This window comes from Acidovorax sp. sif0632 (assembly GCF_019218805.1).
GTDB classification, from domain to species: Bacteria; Pseudomonadota; Gammaproteobacteria; order Burkholderiales; family Burkholderiaceae_C; genus Acidovorax; species Acidovorax facilis.
On record NZ_JAHUWW010000001.1, the window covers coordinates 570,770 to 589,708 of the forward strand.

Annotated in this window: 14 protein-coding genes; 12 read left to right on the top strand and 2 right to left on the bottom strand. The window is 52.5% G+C overall.

The annotated features are described in order from the left end of the window. Nucleotides 1–100: 100 nt before the first annotated feature. Complete coding sequence (gene groL / locus KW832_RS02550) at nucleotides 101–1,753, bottom strand: chaperonin GroEL (RefSeq protein ID WP_055395159.1); 1,653 nt, start codon at nucleotides 1,751–1,753, stop codon at nucleotides 101–103. A 94-nt stretch (nucleotides 1,754–1,847) separates the two neighbouring features. Next, the gene (locus KW832_RS02555; protein WP_055395161.1) at nucleotides 1,848–2,138 is read right to left on the bottom strand and encodes a co-chaperone GroES; all 291 of its coding nucleotides are present in this window, start codon (nucleotides 2,136–2,138) and stop codon (nucleotides 1,848–1,850) included. Between the two features lie 497 nt (nucleotides 2,139–2,635). Here KW832_RS02555 and KW832_RS02560 point away from each other — a divergent pair, with 497 nt between their 5' ends. From KW832_RS02560 to KW832_RS02615, 12 genes are all read left to right on the top strand, one after another. Then, nucleotides 2,636–3,868, top strand: coding sequence for a sulfotransferase family 2 domain-containing protein (locus KW832_RS02560; RefSeq protein WP_218298754.1), 1,233 nt, complete (start codon nucleotides 2,636–2,638; stop codon nucleotides 3,866–3,868). A gap of 458 nt (nucleotides 3,869–4,326) precedes the next feature. Beyond that, on the top strand, nucleotides 4,327–6,615 hold the full coding sequence (locus KW832_RS02565) for a M12 family metallo-peptidase (protein ID WP_218298753.1): 2,289 nt from the start codon (nucleotides 4,327–4,329) through the stop codon (nucleotides 6,613–6,615). A 9-nt stretch (nucleotides 6,616–6,624) separates the two neighbouring features. After that, the gene (locus KW832_RS02570; protein WP_147433773.1) at nucleotides 6,625–6,951 is read left to right on the top strand and encodes a hypothetical protein; all 327 of its coding nucleotides are present in this window, start codon (nucleotides 6,625–6,627) and stop codon (nucleotides 6,949–6,951) included. A gap of 627 nt (nucleotides 6,952–7,578) precedes the next feature. Next, nucleotides 7,579–9,033, top strand: a complete 1,455-nt coding sequence (locus KW832_RS02575; RefSeq protein ID WP_218298752.1) for a mannose-1-phosphate guanylyltransferase/mannose-6-phosphate isomerase — start codon at nucleotides 7,579–7,581, stop codon at nucleotides 9,031–9,033. A 29-nt stretch (nucleotides 9,034–9,062) separates the two neighbouring features. Beyond that, on the top strand, nucleotides 9,063–10,154 hold the full coding sequence (gmd, locus tag KW832_RS02580) for a GDP-mannose 4,6-dehydratase (RefSeq protein ID WP_121507489.1): 1,092 nt from the start codon (nucleotides 9,063–9,065) through the stop codon (nucleotides 10,152–10,154). A gap of 10 nt (nucleotides 10,155–10,164) precedes the next feature. Next, nucleotides 10,165–11,259, top strand: a complete 1,095-nt coding sequence (locus KW832_RS02585; protein WP_218298751.1) for a DegT/DnrJ/EryC1/StrS aminotransferase family protein — start codon at nucleotides 10,165–10,167, stop codon at nucleotides 11,257–11,259. Further along, nucleotides 11,259–12,779 (top strand): hypothetical protein, encoded by a 1,521-nt coding sequence (locus KW832_RS02590; RefSeq protein WP_218298750.1) that lies wholly within the window; start codon nucleotides 11,259–11,261, stop codon nucleotides 12,777–12,779. Before KW832_RS02585 ends, KW832_RS02590 begins: the two co-directional genes overlap by 1 nt. A 4-nt stretch (nucleotides 12,780–12,783) precedes the next feature. Then, complete coding sequence (locus KW832_RS02595; protein WP_121507487.1) at nucleotides 12,784–13,566, top strand: ABC transporter permease; 783 nt, start codon at nucleotides 12,784–12,786, stop codon at nucleotides 13,564–13,566. Then, nucleotides 13,563–14,312: an ABC transporter ATP-binding protein gene (locus KW832_RS02600; protein WP_121507486.1), complete on the top strand. Its 750-nt coding sequence runs from the start codon at nucleotides 13,563–13,565 to the stop codon at nucleotides 14,310–14,312. The genes KW832_RS02595 and KW832_RS02600 overlap by 4 nt, the downstream gene beginning before the upstream one ends. Next, nucleotides 14,309–16,609, top strand: coding sequence for a hypothetical protein (locus KW832_RS02605; RefSeq protein WP_218298749.1), 2,301 nt, complete (start codon nucleotides 14,309–14,311; stop codon nucleotides 16,607–16,609). The genes KW832_RS02600 and KW832_RS02605 overlap by 4 nt, the downstream gene beginning before the upstream one ends. Nucleotides 16,610–16,791: 182 nt before the next feature. Then, a complete protein-coding gene (locus tag KW832_RS02610; RefSeq protein ID WP_199727034.1) occupies nucleotides 16,792–18,249 on the top strand; it encodes a glycosyltransferase in 1,458 nt (485 codons plus the stop codon). Next, a complete protein-coding gene (locus KW832_RS02615; RefSeq protein ID WP_233559430.1) occupies nucleotides 18,249–18,863 on the top strand; it encodes a NeuD/PglB/VioB family sugar acetyltransferase in 615 nt (204 codons plus the stop codon). The genes KW832_RS02610 and KW832_RS02615 overlap by 1 nt, the downstream gene beginning before the upstream one ends. The last annotated feature ends 76 nt before the right edge of the window (nucleotides 18,864–18,939 follow it).

Genomic DNA, 18,939 nt, shown 5'->3' on the forward strand with positions numbered 1-18,939 from the left:
GTCGGCCCGGCAAGGAAAAAACCCCGCAGGTTTTGCAACCTGCGGGGTTTCTTTTGGGGCTACCGGGCAGAACCTGGGTTCCACCCGGAGCGGCCGGCCATTACATGCCCATGCCGCCCATGCCGCCCATGCCACCCATGTCGGGCATGCCGCCGCCAGCACCGGCCTCGTCCTTGGGTGCTTCAGCAACCATGGCTTCGGTCGTCAGCAGCAGCGATGCCACGGAGGCAGCGTTTTGCAGGGCCGTACGGGTGACCTTCGTGGGGTCCAGAATGCCCAGTTCGAGCATGTCGCCGTAGGTGTCGTTCGAGGCATTGAAGCCGTAGTTGCCCTTGCCGGCCAACACAGCGTTCACCACCACCGAGGCTTCGCCACCAGCGTTGTTCACGATTTCGCGCAGAGGCGCTTCGATGGCCTTGAGCACCAGCTTGATGCCGGCTTCCTGGTCAGCGTTGTCGCCCTTAACCGAGTCGCCCACAGCTTGCTTGGCACGCAGCAGGGCCACGCCACCACCGGCCACAACGCCTTCTTCCACAGCGGCACGTGTAGCGTGCAGTGCGTCTTCCACGCGGGCCTTCTTTTCCTTCATTTCGACTTCGGTGGCAGCGCCGACCTTGATCACGGCCACACCGCCAGCCAGCTTGGCCACGCGCTCTTGCAGCTTTTCGCGGTCGTAGTCGGACGTGGCTTCTTCGATCTGCACGCGCACTTGCTTGACGCGGGCTTCGATGTCAGCAGCAGCACCGGCGCCGTCGATGATGATGGTGTTTTCCTTGCCCACTTCGATGCGCTTGGCTTGACCCAGGTCGGCCAGCGTTACCTTTTCGAGCGTCAGGCCCACTTCTTCAGCGATGACCTTGCCGCCCGTCAGGATGGCGATGTCTTCCAGCATGGCCTTGCGACGGTCGCCAAAGCCTGGAGCCTTCACAGCCACAACCTTCAGGATGCCGCGAATCGTGTTGACCACCAGCGTAGCCAGGGCTTCGCCTTCGACTTCTTCGGCAATGATCAGCAGGGGACGGCCAGCCTTGGCAACTTGCTCCAGCGTAGGCAGCAGGTCGCGGATGTTGCTGATCTTCTTGTCGAACAGCAGCACGAAGGGGTTGTCCAGAATCGCGGATTGCTTTTCTGGGTTGTTGATGAAGTAGGGCGACAGGTAGCCGCGGTCAAACTGCATGCCTTCCACGACGTCCAGTTCGCTGTCCAGCGACTTGCCGTCTTCCACGGTGATCACGCCTTCCTTGCCAACCTTGTCCATGGCGTCAGCGATCAGCTTGCCGATGGTTTCGTCGGAGTTGGCGGAGATCGAACCCACTTGGGCGATTTCCTTGGAGGTGGTGGTGGGCTTGGAAGCCTTCTTCAGCTCGGCAACCAGGGCCGTCACAGCCTTGTCGATACCGCGCTTCAGGTCCATCGGGTTGATGCCAGCGGCCACGTACTTGAAGCCTTCGCGAACGATGGCTTGTGCCAGCACCGTAGCGGTGGTGGTGCCGTCACCAGCGTTGTCGCTGGTCTTGGAGGCCACTTCCTTCACGAGCTGGGCGCCCATGTTCTGCAGCTTGTCCTTGAGTTCGATTTCCTTGGCCACGGACACACCGTCCTTGGTCACGGTAGGGGCGCCGAACGAGCGCTCCAGCACCACATTGCGACCCTTGGGGCCCAGAGTCACCTTGACCGCGTTGGCCAGGATGTTCACGCCTTCAACCATGCGTGCGCGGGCTTCGCCGCCGAAAACTACGTCTTTTGCTGCCATTTTGGAGCTCCTGAAAATTGGGTTCAAATTGGCCGCTAGCGCTTATCCAGTAAGCAGTAGCAGCTATGAAAAGATGAGCGGATCAGCGGGAGAATTACTTCTCGACCACTGCGAACAGATCGTCTTCCTTCATGACCAGCAGCTCATCGCCGTTGACCTTGACGGTCTGGCCCGAGTACTTGCCGAACAGAACGCGGTCACCGACCTTCACGTTCAGGGCGATCACGTCGCCCTTGTCGTTCTTCTTGCCGGGGCCGACGGCCAGCACTTCACCTTGATCGGGCTTTTCAGCGGCGTTGTCAGGGATCACGATGCCGGAGGCGGTCGTGGTTTCGCTTTCGATACGCTTGACGATCACGCGATCGTGCAGAGGGCGAAGGTTCATTGCAATGCTCCTGTTTTCAGTAAAAAGCTGACGTACTCAGCGCCTGGAGGCCCAGGCGCTACCAAACTTCCAGCAGCCGAGGCGGTGTTAGCACTCGTCTGCGGTGAGTGCTAATGATACGGGCATTTGTGACGGTTTCAAGATGCCCTACAGATTTCGGAACCTGGTGGGCGGTGCGGTGGCTGCTTGCGCAGGTGCGCTGCAGAGGGGGTTTGCGATCTGGCGGACGATGGGTTCAAAGATATAGTGAGTGGCCCTTGCCTGCATTGATTCATGAGCCCTTGCTGTCAGTCGAGAGGTTCCACATGCTGGTCTGTGGGCCTTCATTCGGCGGGGTTGGGGCGCGTGTTGCGCCATCCGCCGTTGCATAGCTAGGCCAGCTTTTGAGAAGTGCATAAGAGGTGCGTTGAATGGCTCCCCTCTCGCCATCATCTTGATGTCCATTTCCGTTCTGATCGTGTCTCGAATTCTCTAATCTTCGAATAGATATATTTGTTATGAAATTCTCAGATATCCGCTGTACCGCGGATGGCGATCAGCATGGCGAACTATCCGGCTTTAAGACTCCATTTGCGTTCGTGCACATACCGAAATGCTCCGGGACCGCATTCGAAAACTATATTTTGTCTCAAGGCGTAGGTTTTGAGAAATCTCGGGCTTTTACTGGACTTGACAGAAATGACAAGCCGGAGTCGCTTGAAATGTATTTTCGAAATGAAGGGGCATCGGCATTTGTTTTTGGTCACTTTTACTATAAAGATCTCCTGCGATTCTGCCCGGGCGCGTTTTTGGCAACTTTTGTTCGTGATCCGTTGAAGCGCACTATTTCTCAATATAAATCTTGGCACGACGAGAAAAACTTCCAACCTGATGATCCTCATTATAAGGTTGCAAATACCGTGGAGCGTGACGCGCTTGTCTTTGCGCAGCGGGCCTCCCTGGAGGAGTTTGTGTGTTCAGATAATGCCGTGATTGTGGATGGTGCATTGGGTAATCAGCAAACCATGTATCTTTCTACCTATTCCGGTGATGATCTGGCGCAGCATCTTGAGAGTGCCAAGAAGAATCTGGCAGCTTTGGATTTCTTTGGAATCACTGAGAGTTTTCCAGAGTCGCTGGAACTTTTGCGTTGCATGATTCCAGATCTGAGTGATTATGAAATCGGCCCTGAAATGGAAAACAGATCTCGAATTTCAGTCGATCAAGTGAGTAATCGTGCAAGGGAAATAATTGCCGGGCAGGTTGAATACGATCAAAAGTTGTATGAGTACGCGTGCCAACTCTTTAAGGAGCGTCTTCAGGAGTGGCGTGCTAGCCCGCGGTCAACCTATTCAGTGAAGGGGTTTGGCCGAAGGGCCGAGGACACCCAGGAATATGCGCCCGACGGCCAGCCATCCGGGGGTAGAAATGAAGCCACGCAATTAGAGATTTCAGCGTTGAAATCCGAAAACGAGAGAATTGAGACTGAAAACAGGATGTTGCGTTCTCAATTGGAGCAACTGGAAGTAGCGCACTTGCGGGCGTCAGAACTGAATCAAAATGCCGTGAGGGTAGCGCAGGAGAGCGCCGCAGAGGTTGACGCGGAGAATAGTTTGCTTCGCACTCAGCTGGCGCATCTCGGTGCAAGTCACATGCAACTTCAGCAGGTTTACCGGGATATTGTGGGATCGCGATCGTGGCGCGTGATGCAAACACTTCAGTCTGTGTTAAAGCCATTCCTGAAAAAGTAAGCTACTGAGTGAGCTGAATTTGAATGCGCGAATTTTCTGATTGCATTAAAACTATATTTATAATCTATTGGCATTAAAAATGCTGTTCACATGGCAGTGCATTTTTTGCGCGTCTGAGAGTCTGGCGGCTTGGCGCGAGCGTAGCTGGGTTGGGCTTTGGATGGTCCTGGGGCCGGGAAGGGGTGGGAGGCGCAGGCGCACTCAGACTGGGTGTGGTGGACGCCACTGATAAGTGGCTTGCAGATGTTGCGGGATGGGCGTTGTTCCGTGAACATTGGAAACGCCTTTTTGCCTGATTTGGACCGCATCTCAGGAGCGCCTGGCTAGTGAAGATGCTCTTGCTGTTCTTACGCATTTGCGCTAGATTTTTGAGCTGCAGTCTTTGGGGTGCAAATCCTCACGTGTTGGGGGGGAGCGACCATGGGTGTGCTAAATTAATTTGGTGATCGTTTATCACTATGAAAAATAAAACAATGTTCGATAAATTGAGTTGGCGATCCACCAAATCTCTGGCAGTTGCTGCGTTTGCCTTCTATTTGGTGGGGGCTCATGCCCAGCAGATTCTGGAGCTTACGCCGGGAGAGGCGCCGTCTGAAAAACTAGCGCTTACCGCCATGAGTATCAAGCCTGGCGAAGCCCTTCATATTCAAAATCTCAAAATTAATGATGAACTTCCTTCGGTTGTTAATCTCATATTGCGTCGCTCGGAAGTAATAAACGGGGATACACAGTTCATTGTTGTTGATGAAAAGGGTTCTAGGGCATTTCCGCTTGCTGCGAGTGCTCATTTCGTGGGAGCACTCGAGGGAAATTCTGATAGCTACGCCTTCGTCACGGTGAACCCTAGTGGTGAGATCAGGACGATCATTCACCGAGGAAAAGAAACCGTTGTTAATGAATTATTGCCTGCAAGGGGCGGCGGCTCAGGGGGAGCTGTTTCGCGCCTTGTCGATCATCAAAAGGACTTTGTCAACAGAGAATTCTCTTGCGGAGTAAGTCCGGAATTTCTTCAATCCGATCCTGGGCAGCGGAAGCTCGGCATTGAAAATCTACTGAAAACCGGTAGAGAGAATTCACAAAAAATTCTGGGTGAAGAGAAAGCAGGAAGCCCACGGCGTGCTGACATAATTATTGATAGCGACTACGAGTTCTATCAAAATTTTGGCTCTGAGTCGGCTGCGTTCACATACGTCACGGACCTGCTTACTTATGTCGGCAGTAGGTACCAGGCCGAAGTGGCTACCCGCTTCAATCTGAAGCAAATTGTGATCAGAACGACATCGGCTGACCCGTGGACCCAGACCGCCACAAGTGCAATGCTCGATGAGTTGCGGACTTTTTGGAACGCAGGGGCCAATGCATCTATTTCCCGGCACCATGTTCACTTGCTAAGTGGTAAAAATTCTGGAGGTGGCATTGCCTATGTAGGTAGCCTGTCCAACCAAGCGATCGCTTACGGGGTAAGTGCAAATATCGAAGGAAATTTCAACCCGTCAAATCCGCAAGTCATTTGGGATTCGGTTGTAGTTGCCCATGAAATCGGGCATGCGTTTGGTAGCTCCCATACGCATGATTACGATAATCCCTATATTGCACCAACTCCCAATACCGGTGGCGCGATTGATTGCTGCTATTCGGGCAACTCCACTGGGCAGTGTGGAATCGCCCTCGGGGGGTCAGGCCGTTTTGGCTTTTTGCCGGGCCTGTCGTCAACTACGGGCGGTGGAGCCGGCCAGGGCAATGGGACGATCATGAGCTACTGCCATTTGCTCAGTGGCGGGATGAGCAATATCGCATGGACGTTTGGAACCAATCACGCCTATGGTGTGAACGCTGGTCGGGTTCCCACTGTGATGTCAGATCAAGCGCAGACAAAGCTGCCCCTGGATACTTCGGGCACCTTTGACCTGAGTGTGAGCAAAACGGGGACGGGCACGGTAACCAGCTCCCCAGCGGGTATTAATTGTGGCGTGGACTGCAACGAAAGCTACGCCGCGGGCACTGTAGTCACGCTGTCTGCAGTCGTGGGAACTGGGTACACCTTCTCTGGGTGGGGGGGCGATTGTTCAGGAACTGGGTCTTGCACCGTAACCATGAGTGCGGCAAGGAATGTGACCGCCACGTTCATTCCAACTCCCCAAGGCGTGCTTTCTGTAGCCAAGATCGGCACGGGGACGGGCACAGTAAGCCGTACAGGGGGATTGCTCAATTGCGGTAGCACCTGTAGCGAATCACTGACCCCAGGTACCATCGCGACGCTGACTGCAAGCCCCTCGGCCGGAAGTGCCTTTGTTGGATGGAGCGGAGGTGCTTGTAGCGGGACGGGCGCTTGCTCATTCACGGTCAATGCCAACACCACCGTGACCGCGAACTTCAAGTCAAACAACGCTGGGGGCCCTGCCACAACGCCTCTTCTGGAGACAAATCTGACAGGGGCTGCGGGCTCTGTTCTCTACCGCACTGTAACCATTCCAGCAGGTGCCAAAAACCTGATTGTCCAGATAAGTGGCGGAATTGGGGATGTGGATCTCTTCGTCAAGTTCGGGCAGGTACCAACGACCACTTCATACGATTGCAGGCCCTATTTGCCAGGAAACGAGGAGAGCTGTACGTTCCCAACACCGGCTGCGGGTACGTACCATGTGATGCTGCGCGGGTATAGTCAATATAGTGGAGTTACATTGGCGGCGTCATATCACAAAAAACCAATTAATCTTGCTCCGATACTGCAACTTCTTTTGGACTGAGGGATTTATATGAAAATAGTTAAAAAAGCTTCGTTCGCCGCTTGTGCCATACTTCTTGCATTTAATGTTCAGGCAGGAACGTCTTCTGGCAAAGTCACTACGATGATTATTAATGCCAGTAATTTTCTTTTCTTTACTGCTGGTACCAAGACGGGATCTCCTACTTGTGGAAACAACAATCAGTGGGCTATCAATCTAGCTACTGCGCAAGGGAAGACGATATACGCGTTGTTGCTTTCTGCGCAAGCACAAGACAAGACCGTATCTGTTTTTGGTAATAACACCTGCAACAATTGGGGTGATCGTGAAGATGTTCTTTATGCCATTTCAGAGTGAATATCTGTTTGGTTGAAGGAGCGCCGTGACGGGAGTTGGGGGCAGGCCACGCTACAGTGAGACCCGTGCGCAATCCCCCTTGCTGGCGCTTTGCGCGAAGATTCAATAGTGGCACGCTCAGTTGCAAGGGACGCCTCTGCGAACCTCGGCGTGTGCCTCCCCCTTGAGGGTGGGCTTCAATGGTTGTTCAGCCCTGACTTAGCAGTTGGCACAGATCAGCAGGGCCACAGCTCGGTTTTCGTACGGGCAGGTCGTGTGCTTTACAGCCGAGTCGAGCGCTGTGCGATTGCCGGGGCCCCACGGGTCTGAAAAACAATGCAGAGCGGCACACTTTTTGGTGGCCGATATCCCGTCGCAACGAGGTCTTGTGGATTGATCCGCTCGGTCATAGCGGGCAGCCGAACCTTCAGACTGGGGGAAGGAAACCCGATGTAACCTTGGCTGGCGCGTATAGGGGCAAAGATACAATGCGTTAAAGAAGTGCCGGACCGCTAGACCGGTGTCAAGTCTTCTTCTACGCGTGCGGCGCAGAGTCTGCCGCCATGGCTCCCCCAATTTTGAACGGGTCAGTTTCCAAGCGGTTAGGGCCGCAGCGAACACTGAAGCGCTCCTTTTTTGTCCCTTTTCATGAAGCACACACTGGTTCCTGTCGTCTTGTGTGGAGGTTCCGGCACCCGGCTGTGGCCTTTGTCGCGTGAAACCTATCCGAAACAGTTTCTGACTTTTAACGGTGAGTTCACCTTGCTCCAGGACACCGTGTTGCGTCTGCACGGACTGCCAGAATGCGTTTCGCTGACACCTCCTGTGCTCGTATGCAACGTCGAGCACCGTTTTCTCGCCGCTAGTCAGCTGGTTGCCGCCAAAATAGACAGCGCAAGCATCGTCCTGGAGCCCTCTGGGCGGAACACGGCCCCTGCCCTTACCCTCGCAGCCTTGCAAGCTTGTCGTGACGGGGGTGACCCGATACTGCTGGCCATGCCTGCGGATCATGTGTTCACTGATCGGCCAGCCTTGCACGCTGCAATCCTTCGAGCTTTGGGGATAGCTGCGCAAGGTGCCATGGTCACGTTTGGCATCGTGGCGGACAGGCCCGAGACGGGTTATGGATACATTCAGCGGGGCACAGAGTATGAGCCCGGGACTTACCGTGTCGCCAATTTTGCGGAGAAGCCTGATGGTGATACCGCCCAAAGGTACATCGACTCAGGAGAGTATCTGTGGAACAGCGGGCTCTTCATGGTGCGTGCAAGTGTCTGGCTGAAAGCGTTGGGCGCTTGCAATCCGGAGATCCTCCAGGCGTGCACCCGTGCGATGGCGGAGGCGAAGTGCGATCTGGATTTTGTACGGCCTGACGTGAGCGCCTTCTCGGCCTGCCCGTCGGATTCCATTGACTACGCCGTCATGGAGCGTCTGCCGAAACGCCCAGACCTGGATATTCCTGCGTGTGTCGTACCGCTGCAGGCCGGGTGGTCTGACCTTGGCGCCTGGGATGCCTTGTGGGAAGTCCTGGGCCATGACGCCAATGGTAATGCCGTAGTCGGCGACGCAGTGTTAACCGATTCGACTGGGTCACTAGTAATGACGAGCAGCCGTCTGGTTGCAGGCGTTGGCTTGAAGAATATCGTGGTGATTGAAACTCCCGACGCCGTACTTGTTGCCGACAAGTCACAGACCCAGAGCGTCAAACATGTCGTGGCTCACCTCAAAGCGCACAAACGCGCTTTGGCGAACACCCACCGGAAAGTACATCGGCCTTGGGGTTGGTACGACAGTATCGACAGCGGTGAGCGGTTCCAAGTCAAACGCATCGTGGTCAATCCTGGTGCAAGCCTCAGTCTGCAAATGCACCACCACCGCGCCGAACACTGGGTGGTTGTTAAGGGGACGGCTCAGGTCACCAATGGGGATAAGGTCTTTCTCTTGGGTGAGAACGAATCGACTTATATCCCAGTGGGTCACGTCCACCGACTTTCTAATCCCGGAAAAGTACCGCTTGAGATTATTGAGGTCCAATCAGGAAGTTATTTGGGGGAGGATGATATCGTGAGATTTGACGATACTTACGGGCGGATGTGCTCCTAATCTAAGAAATCTACATTCAGGAGAGTGAATTGAAAAAGAAAATAGCACTTATTACTGGCATTACAGGGCAGGATGGAGCGTATTTGGCCGAGTTGTTGCTCAGCAAAGGCTACTCTGTTCATGGTATTCGCCGGCGTGCATCGTTGTTCAATACGGATCGTATTGATCATCTTTATCACGACCCCCATAGCGAAGGGCTGGATTTAACGCTCCATTATGGTGATCTCACAGACTCCTCCAGTCTTATCCGTATTGTCCAACAGGTTCAACCAGACGAGATTTATAATCTCGCGGCCCAAAGCCATGTCGCCGTGTCGTTTGAAGAGCCCGAATACACCGCCAATTCGGATGCCTTGGGTACGTTGCGCATACTAGAAGCCATACGTATTGCCGGTTTGGAAAAGAAGTCCCGCTTTTATCAAGCATCTACCTCTGAGCTTTATGGCTTGGTGCAGGAGGTTCCCCAAAAGGAAACCACCCCGTTTTACCCTCGATCTCCTTATGCGGTTGCAAAGATGTACGCCTATTGGATCACGGTGAACTACCGTGAAGCATACGGAATGTACGCTTGCAACGGCATCTTGTTCAATCACGAATCTCCCTTGAGGGGTGAAACTTTCGTAACACGCAAGATCACGCGCGCACTTGCGAGAATCAAACTTGGATTACAGGAATGCCTGTACCTCGGGAATATGAACGCTCTGCGCGACTGGGGTCACGCGCGCGACTATGTAGAGATGCAATGGCTAATGCTGCAGCAGGAAACAGCGGAAGATTTTGTAATTGCGACCGGAGAGCAGCACTCAGTTCGCGAATTTGTGGATCTTGCAGCGAAAGAGATCGATATCCATATCCAGTGGCAGGGGCAGGGTGTGGAGGAAAAAGGCTACGACACGGCAACGGGTAAATGTATTGTGGCGGTCGATCCCAGGTATTTCCGTCCCTCAGAGGTTGAAACACTGCTTGGCGATCCAACCAAGGCCAAGCAGAAATTGGGCTGGGTACCGACTACCACTTTCGCCGAGCTGGTTTCAGAAATGATGCGGGAAGACCTTAAGGAGGCACAACGCGACGAGCTGGTCAAACAGAATGGTTTTAAATACTTCAACCATCACGAATGATCGGCCAGGCATGATTCCGGTATACCAACCTTATTTCAACGGACGCGAAAAAGAGTACGTCAATCAGTGCCTGGACTCCACTTGGATTTCCTCCAAGGGGGAATTCATTGGCAAGTTCGAGTCGGCCTTCGCAAATTATGTGGGTGCGCAAGGAGGTGCAACCAGTGTCTGCAATGGCACCGTGGCCATTCATCTGGCCCTGGCCGCATTGGGCATTGGTCCTGGCGATGAGGTGATTGTGCCAACCTTCACCTACATTGCTTCGGTCAACACCATCATCCAAACGGGCGCAACTCCCGTATTTGTGGACTCGTTGCAAGCTACATGGCAGGTAGACCCCGAAGATATACGGAAAAAAATAACACCAAGAACCAAGGCGGTGATGGCCGTTCATCTGTATGGGCAATCCTGTGACATGGATCCGATTGTTCAAATTTGCAAAGAGAACAATCTTCTCTTGGTTGAGGATTGCGCTGAGGCCTTTGGTAGCTATTACAAAGGGCGACATGTTGGCACCTTTGGTGATGTCGCCACTTTCAGCTTCTTTGGCAACAAAACCATTACCACGGGCGAAGGAGGTATGGTAATTGCCAAAGATGCAGCAGTGCTCGCGAAAGCATTTCACCTGAAAAATCAAGGCGTATCGTCAAGCCGGGAATATTGGCACGATGTCGTTGCCTATAACTACCGAATGACTAATATCTGTGCCGCGATTGGATTGGCACAGCTGGAACAAGCAGACGTCATTCTTGAAAAGAAACGCCAAATTGCACTTTGGTATGAAGAAGCCCTGCAGGGATTGCCGCTGGAGGTGCATCGTGAAGAGTCCGGAACGACACATTCCTTCTGGATGTGCTCCGTTCTGGTGAACGATGCCACCCAACGGGACGGGCTTCGCCAGCACCTGCGCGAGCAAGGCGTTGAAACACGGCCCGTTTTCTATCCTGCGCACACCATGCCTCATTGTCAGGCTGAAGGCGTATTTCCTGTTGCTGAATATCTAGGGGCTAGAGGAATCAATCTGCCGAGCTTCCCCGCGCTTGCGTTTGAAAATGTACAAGATATCGCTAAGCACTTGCGACTATTTTTTGAGAATCTTGTGTAATGAAGTATGCGCTAGTCGCCACCACTGGCTATATTTTGCTGGTCGATCTAGATTCGAAGCGCGTTACCCCTTTGAAAAAAGATCAGCCAGAATATTATGGAATATCCTGGTTCCCGGGAGATTCGGAGCTGGTTCTTTCACATTCAGGTGTGAATAATTCAGATCTCATCGACATAGCATCTTATGCCCAATCTGAACAGGGCTGGCTCTCCAAAGGTACTCAGAATGGGAGGCGTTTCTTATCTGCTCCTCACCAGATATTGTGTGCGCCTGATGGTCGAATTATTTGTACGAACACGGGTAGAAATGTTATTTCGATAGTTGACTTGAATCGCCTCAATCTATTTCAAGAGGCGGGTATCAGTAACGCGCGATGGGACCGATTGTCGCTGGAAAAAATTACAGGCGATCACCTGAATTCCGTATTTCTCCAGAATGATCAACTGTTTGTAGTAGCGCATGGCCACAATAAAGGCTCTAAGTTGGCTGTTTTTTCATACCCGGATCTTGACTTGTTATCAGTCACTCCTCTCGGTGAGAGAACGGGGCTTCACAATATTTGGATTACCTCTGAAGGCCAGAGTATAAGTTGTCATTCTGAAATTGGGGCCCTGATCGATATAGATTGCGCAGAGCCTCTTTGGGAATCAGGCTCACCTGTATATACGCGCGGGCTGGCTGCTACCGATGATTACGTGCTTGTAGGAGAGAGCCAAAAGACCGGGAGAGATTTGCGTCGCAATTCGCTGAGTGCGATTTGGGTATTGGATCGAAAGCAATGGCAAGCGATTGACTACATCTGCTTGGGGCCTTATGGAGCAGTGAATGAGGTGAGATTGTTGGATGTGCCCGATCTGGCCCACCATGGCACTCCATTGCATAATATCCAAAATTTCCTCGCGGAAAGTGAGATCCGAGATCTTCCCCCGGCTGAAATGGAAAAGAGCGAAAAAAATGGCCAAAATTTTGCAATGTCTAATGCCGATTTGGTTCAGGGCAAGCTTGATTTGGCTCGCGCTGTTTGGGGCGGGAAAGCCACCTGGTCGTCATACCCTTTGGTCCTCGGGTCACCAGAAACGTTAAATGATGGAAGTAAGCGAGCTGCTGTAGATAACCTGTGCCTAGCTTTGAAAAAGGACTCTGGTAATCAATCTATGGCGTGCTTTTCCTATGCCCTTGAAGCTGGGCAGGTGTCGCATGTCTCTGCAGTGCTCGGTTACACGGGTAAGGGTGGGGATACCCATATGGCTGCATTACTGATTCAGAGTTCGGTCGGAGGAGGGGTATTGTCTGCATGGCGCCACAAAGGAGACGGGTGGAGGCAGTTGACGGAAATTGCAAATGTATTTGGACTTCCTCTGGAGGGAGATGTTCAGCTAAAAACTAGCCATTTGACGGCGATTCTATCTGTAGGAGGTACCGAGATATTGCGTCTGGATGCATCCACGTTGGGGCTGGACCACTGCAACAAAGGGCTGGGTATTCGATGGATAGGTGCAACGGTCAAACCACTGGATTAGTTTAATGAATCGATACTGGAAAGGGATATGGCAATCCCGCTATTTTTGGACCCATCTCGCTCTGGCTGATCTGCGCTCGCGTTGGCGGCGTTCCTTCTTTGGGGCCTTGTGGTCAATTATTCAACCCCTCGGCATGACGGCGTTACTGGCGGTGGTGTTCAGCCAGATGTTCAAGTCAGACATCACAACTTATGCCCCTTACATTCTCTCTGGCTTGATTGTTTGGGAATTTGTGGTTGCCAACGTTACGGGGGGAGCCCTATCGTTCGTTCAGGCAGATGCATATATCAAGCAGTGTAAACACCCATTGGCCATATATACCCTCCGCACCGTTTTAGGGAGCCTGGCTGTTCTGATGTTGGCAAGCGTTGCTCTGTTTGGATGGTCGCTGGTTGTGCTTCCGCAGAACTTCGGCTGGAGTTGGTTGGCGACGCTCACCATCTTCCCTGTTTTGGGTCTGATCGCGTGGCCCTTGGCTACGACCTTGGCGTATATTGGTGTGCGCTTTCGGGACGTGCCCCACGCTATGGGGCTATTGATGCAGGCCTTATGGTTTATATCGCCGGTCTATTTTGAAGCCAAAATGTTTAGGCAAGGGGGGATGGGTTTTCTGGTGGACTTCAATCCCATTTACCACGTGCTCCAGTTGGTTAGAGCGCCGTTGCTGGAGGGGGCATGGCCTACCGTCGAAAACTACAGCTATTCCTTTGCAATAGCTCTGGTGTTTGGTCTTTTCGCCTGGTTGGTGGGGCGGAAGGCTGAGAGCAAGGTTATCTTTTATTTATGAACCAGCCTGAAATCAATCTTCAAGCAGTCAATCTGCATTATGCATCGGTTGCGTTCAAAGAGCGTTCGCTTAAATCTTTATTATCACGACCTTTTGGGAAAAGTGGTGCACGTGAGATCAAAGATGTTCATGCGCTCAAGAATATAACTCTTGAAATCAAAGGTGGAGAGCGTGTGGGGCTCCTGGGGCACAACGGCGCTGGAAAAAGCACTTTCCTCAAAACCGTTGCCGGTTTGTATCCAGTCTCCAGTGGCCAGGTCAATGTTCGAGGGCAGGTGCGTTCGCTATTTGATTTGAGCTTAGGGTTCGAGCCGGATGCTACCGGTCGTGAAAATATTCTATATCGGGGACTGTTGTTGGGATTAACGCCACGGTTCATGCGTGAAAAACAGGCCGAGATCGTTGAGTTCGCAGATCTCCGGGAATTTATAGATTATCCTATTAAAACATATTCTGCAGGCATGCAAGTGCGATTGGCATTTGCTATATCTACTGCGGTTGGTGGGGATATATTATTGCTGGATGAGGTTATTGGGGCGGGGGATGCGAATTTTATGGGTAAAGCGAGGCAGAGAATTGCGGAGTTGATTGAGCGCGCAGAAATTCTTCTGCTGGCTTCTCATGATTTTGGCGCCCTTAATAGCCTTTGCCAGAGAGGATTGGTTTTTCACCGTGGTGAGATAGTTTTTGACGGCTCCATTTCCAAGGCGGTAGTCGAGTACAAGAAGGTGAATAATATTCCATGAGGAATGATCAGCCCTTGCGTGTAATGTGGTTGCTTAACCACACGTCAGCACGAAAATTCGAGATTCCAATGCTGAAACGCATTGGCGTGGAGCAGATATTCCAGCCAAAAATATTTCCAGCTGACCCAAGCTTTCGGAGTGCAAATATTGACTTCTCAGAGGACGATAGACTGGCTATAACAGTGCATGATCTGCAGGTTTTAAATGCGGCGGATTGGTATGCTGGAGCAAGTCAAGATGCCTGGGAGATTGCAAATCGACACTTTGATGTTGTTTTCTTGATATTGCATTCAGCGGAGGTTTTGGTATCTGCTGCGAAGTATTTTCGTGGGGCCATCGTTTTGAGGGCGTTCGGGACGGAAAAACCAGTCACTTATGAGAAAATAATAGCGCACTACGGAATCGCTTCAACTGTGAGGGGTTTGGGTGGGCGATTCTATTTTGGTGAGGCCTATCCACATCTGGGGGATCAAGAGGCTAAGTATCTTCGTGACAGAAGATGCTATCTCCCTTTGGGTATGGAAAGTGTTGATTATAAGGATAGCTGGGAAGGTGCGCTAAAACAGGTTGTTTTTGTCTGCCCAGATATTGGATTCAATTTTTACTATCGGCAGATATATGAATCGTTTTGCCGAAGTTTTGGGGATCTACCCTATATCGTCGCTGGCGCACAACCGATTCAAGTGGATGACCCGAGGGTTCTCGGCTTCGTGAGCAATGAGCAGCATGCTCATAACATGACTCAAAGCCGCGTCATGTTTTATCACAGCCAAGAATCACATCATATTCATTACCACCCCTTTGAGGCCGTTCGCATCGGCATGCCGCTTGTATTCATGGGGGGCGGTATGTTGGATCGGATGGGCGGCTCGAAGCTTCCGGGGCGTTGCGAAACCATCCGTGAAGCGCGGCTAAAAATTGAACGTATCCTGAATGACGACCAAGATCTGATCCGGAGCATCCGAGGAAGTCAAACGATGCTTCTGGATGCGATGAATCCAGCGAACTGTGAAGGTGCATGGCAGGCTGGTTTTGCCCGCATCGCCTCAGAACTCGCCCTGGCGCGCGCAGAACAAGCGCGTCGACCCCTCGTGACGAAGCGCAAACGCATTGCGGTGATCTTGCCTGTGGGGTATCGCGGTGGCAGCCTACGAGGCGCGTTGTTGCTAGCCAAGGCGCTGTATATCGGCAGTCGCCAAGCAGGAGAGCCGACAGATGTTGTGTTTCTGCATCTGGACGACCCTGCGGTGTATTCGACAACTGATTTTGATGACTTGGCCGAAGGGGTCCAGCGAAGGCCATATAAGTGGAAGTCCCTGCGAGCTGGCGAGGCGCGCCGTGCCATGCGGTACGCGGGCTTTCCGGAGTGGGAGCCCCTAGTTCAGCAATACCTCGTGCCCGACGACGGAATTCAGCAGCTGCAAGATTGTGACCTTTGGCTTGTCGTCAGCGACCGTTTGTCGAGTCCTTTGCTTCCACTGAAGCCCAATGTGCTCATGGTGTATGACTATTTGCAGCGCTATGAAGCCGTCATGCCGCAGGGCGCGGACTACTTTTTTCTACTGGCTGCTCAGTCTGCTGCGCGCGTGCTTGTGACCACAGACTTCACTTGGCGAGACGCAACCCAATATGCGGGTCTTCAGCCTCGCTTGGTTCGTCGGGTTCCTATGTTGGCGCCTGAGTTTCCCATACGCAGGGCAGCCCACAATAAGGAACGAGGTTCGGGTCGGGGCTACTTTATCTGGACCACCAATGCTTCCCTGCACAAGAATCATGCTCGCGCGGCGCAGGCCTTAGAGATCTACTACGGCGAATTGGGCGGAAAGCTGGATTGCCGCGTTACGGGGGTCAACACCCGGGACATGCTGACCAGTCAGACTCCTCATTTGCGAGAAATGGCCAAGGTCTTTGAACGCAGTGAACTGTTGAAGGCGCGGGTTCAGTGGTGCGGCGAGTTGTTAGACGCCACTTATCGCGAACTCGTGGAAGGGGCCGTGTTCCTATGGCATGCAGGTAATATTGATAACGGAACGTTCAGCGTGATTGAGGCTGCTTGCTTGGGGGTTCCATCGCTGTCCAGCGACTATCCCGCTATGCGTGAGATGGATACGCAGTTTGCACTGAACCTCGCGTGGATGGACGCCAAGTCTCCCCGCGATATGGCGGTTCAGCTTAAGCAAATGGAGTCTGACGCCCCTGGCAGGCGTGCCCACCTGCCTTCACCACAACAACTTGCCGGCCAGAGTGTGGAGGCGCTTGCACGCCAGTACTGGGAAGAGGTGCGCTCGTGCCTGTAAAAGAATACGGAATTTACGTCGCATATCCCCCCACGGTTGATTTGAGGGTGGAAGGTCTAGGTAGATACTTGGCGGCATTTCTCAAAGGGGCGGAGGGGCGCACTGACGTGCGCTTCACGATTGTTTGCCCCAGTTGGTCTCATGATTCATTGGAACAGCTATTCCTGAGCGAGGACGTTCCCATGGATCGCGTGCGCGTCATTGGACCTAAAGGAAAGCCGTACGCGCTCTACGTTTATGAGGCCTGGAAAAGTTACCTGAAACGCGAGCGAGGTTCGAGCTGGCTTCGGCGTCTGTCTCGTGGCATGGATAAAGTAGCCACTAGGGCGCAGATGCGCTTAGAGCGGCGGGGCATCACGGTAAACAGCTTATCCACGCTTTTGATGTTCTGCGTGGAGGCGCTGCCAGTGGGGGCCCTGCTTCTGATGCTGGCTCCCCTGTGGATTCCCATGCTGCTGGTCAATCGCTGGAAACCGCTCCTTCAACGCGGATTTCAGCGGCTGGCTCCCAGAATTGCTGTCAAAAGAGCTCGGCTGAAAGCTTTGCTGGATGAGCCGCAAGGGATAGGACTTGTTCAGCGTCTGTTTGCTGACATGGAGCACTCTGAGTCCCAGCGCATGCAGAAAGTCATTGAGCGGCTGCACGAGGTAACAGCTTGGTACTGCCCTACGGCCTTCTGGCCAGCGTTCAATGAGATCAAGGCCCCAAGATTGATGTGTGTGCCGGATGTTGTATTGACTGATTTTCCCGTGGGTTTCTCATCGGTCAATGGAAACTACACTCTGCAGGTTTTTGAGAAGGTTCAAGAATCGATTCATTCTGCACACAACTTGGTGACCTACAGTGATGCAGTGAAATGGGGTACGCTGGTGGATCGCTATGGCGTTGATGCGGAAAAAATTTCTGTGATTCATCATGCTGCCAATAAATTGAACCGCTCTGTGGAAATTACAGGGTTTCCCGACACCGAAAAAACGGCAAAGCACCATTGTCAGAAGCTGCTATTCCAAGCACTACTACGTGCCACCAATATTGACTATACCTCTGGACTGGTCAATGGAGAGCTGCAGTTTATATTCTATGCGAGTCAGTTCAGGCCGAATAAAAATATTATTACCCTGCTTCGGGCATATGAGTATCTTTTGCGTAATCGCTATATTTCGCATAAACTGATATTGACTGGGCATCCGCGTTCGGCACCTGAGATACAAGATTTTATTTCTATCAATCGATTAGAGAATGATGTTCTATGCTTGCCCAAGCTCAGTATTGCTGAGTTGGCTGCTTGTTACAAGCTGGCGACATTGGCTGTTAATCCAAGTCTGAGCGAAGGAGGATGTCCCTTTACCTTTACTGAGGCGCTGTCCGTTGACACTCCAGTGGTTATGGCGCGTATACCGGTCACAGAGGAAGTTTTGACAGATCCTCAATTGCAAGAGATTAGTTTTTTTGACCCTTATGATTGGCAGGACTGCGCACGGCGCATTGAATGGGGACTTGCTCATCCGCAGGAGTTGCTAGCACGGCAGCGCATAACCTATGATCAACTTAGCCAGCGTTCCTGGTCTGATGTTGTGAATGAGCACATCGAAGTTCTGGACCGAATTTCCAGGGTAGATCGAATCAAGAATCTGCAATGATGTCTCAAAAACTGATAATTTTCGGATATGGTGGCCATGCGCGTAGTGCAGCCGATTTGGCGCTGGCATGCGGGTACATCAGTTTATTGTTTGTCGACGAAAATGCACGGCCTGGGGAGAGTTTTTTAGGGCATTCCGTAGTTTCGTCTCTGGCGATAGATGATTTTCAAGAATATAGCGCTTTTCCCGCTGCCGGTGACAATAAACGCCGAAGTCAGCAGTGTCTGGCTATTGAGCAGCTGGGTTTGCCTTTGGTTTCCCTTGTTTCTCCGCTCGCCAGTGTGGGGGTTGGAAGTTCCATCGGAGCAGGCTGCTTCGTAGGCCATCATGCGCACATCGGTCCTTTGGCGTCCATAGCCACTGGTTGTATTGTCAATACGGGAGCTGTCGTTGAGCATGAAGCTCAGGTTGGCGAGTATGCCCATATCTCAGTGAATAGCACGATTGCCGGAAGAAGCAGCTTGGGAGCATATTCAATGCTGGGGGCTGGCGCTGTCATCATCGATGGCGTGTCAGTTGCCAGCGGAGTTATGGTGGGTGCGGGAGGCGTGGTGCATCGATCAATAGTCGAGCCAGGCATCTACACAGGTGTTCCGGCTCGAAAGAGCAAGTAGATAGATGAATTGACTTAGGTGGCCTGTGCTGGATGTTTGCGAGAAGTCGGAAAAGCCATCAGCATGATGTGCGGGC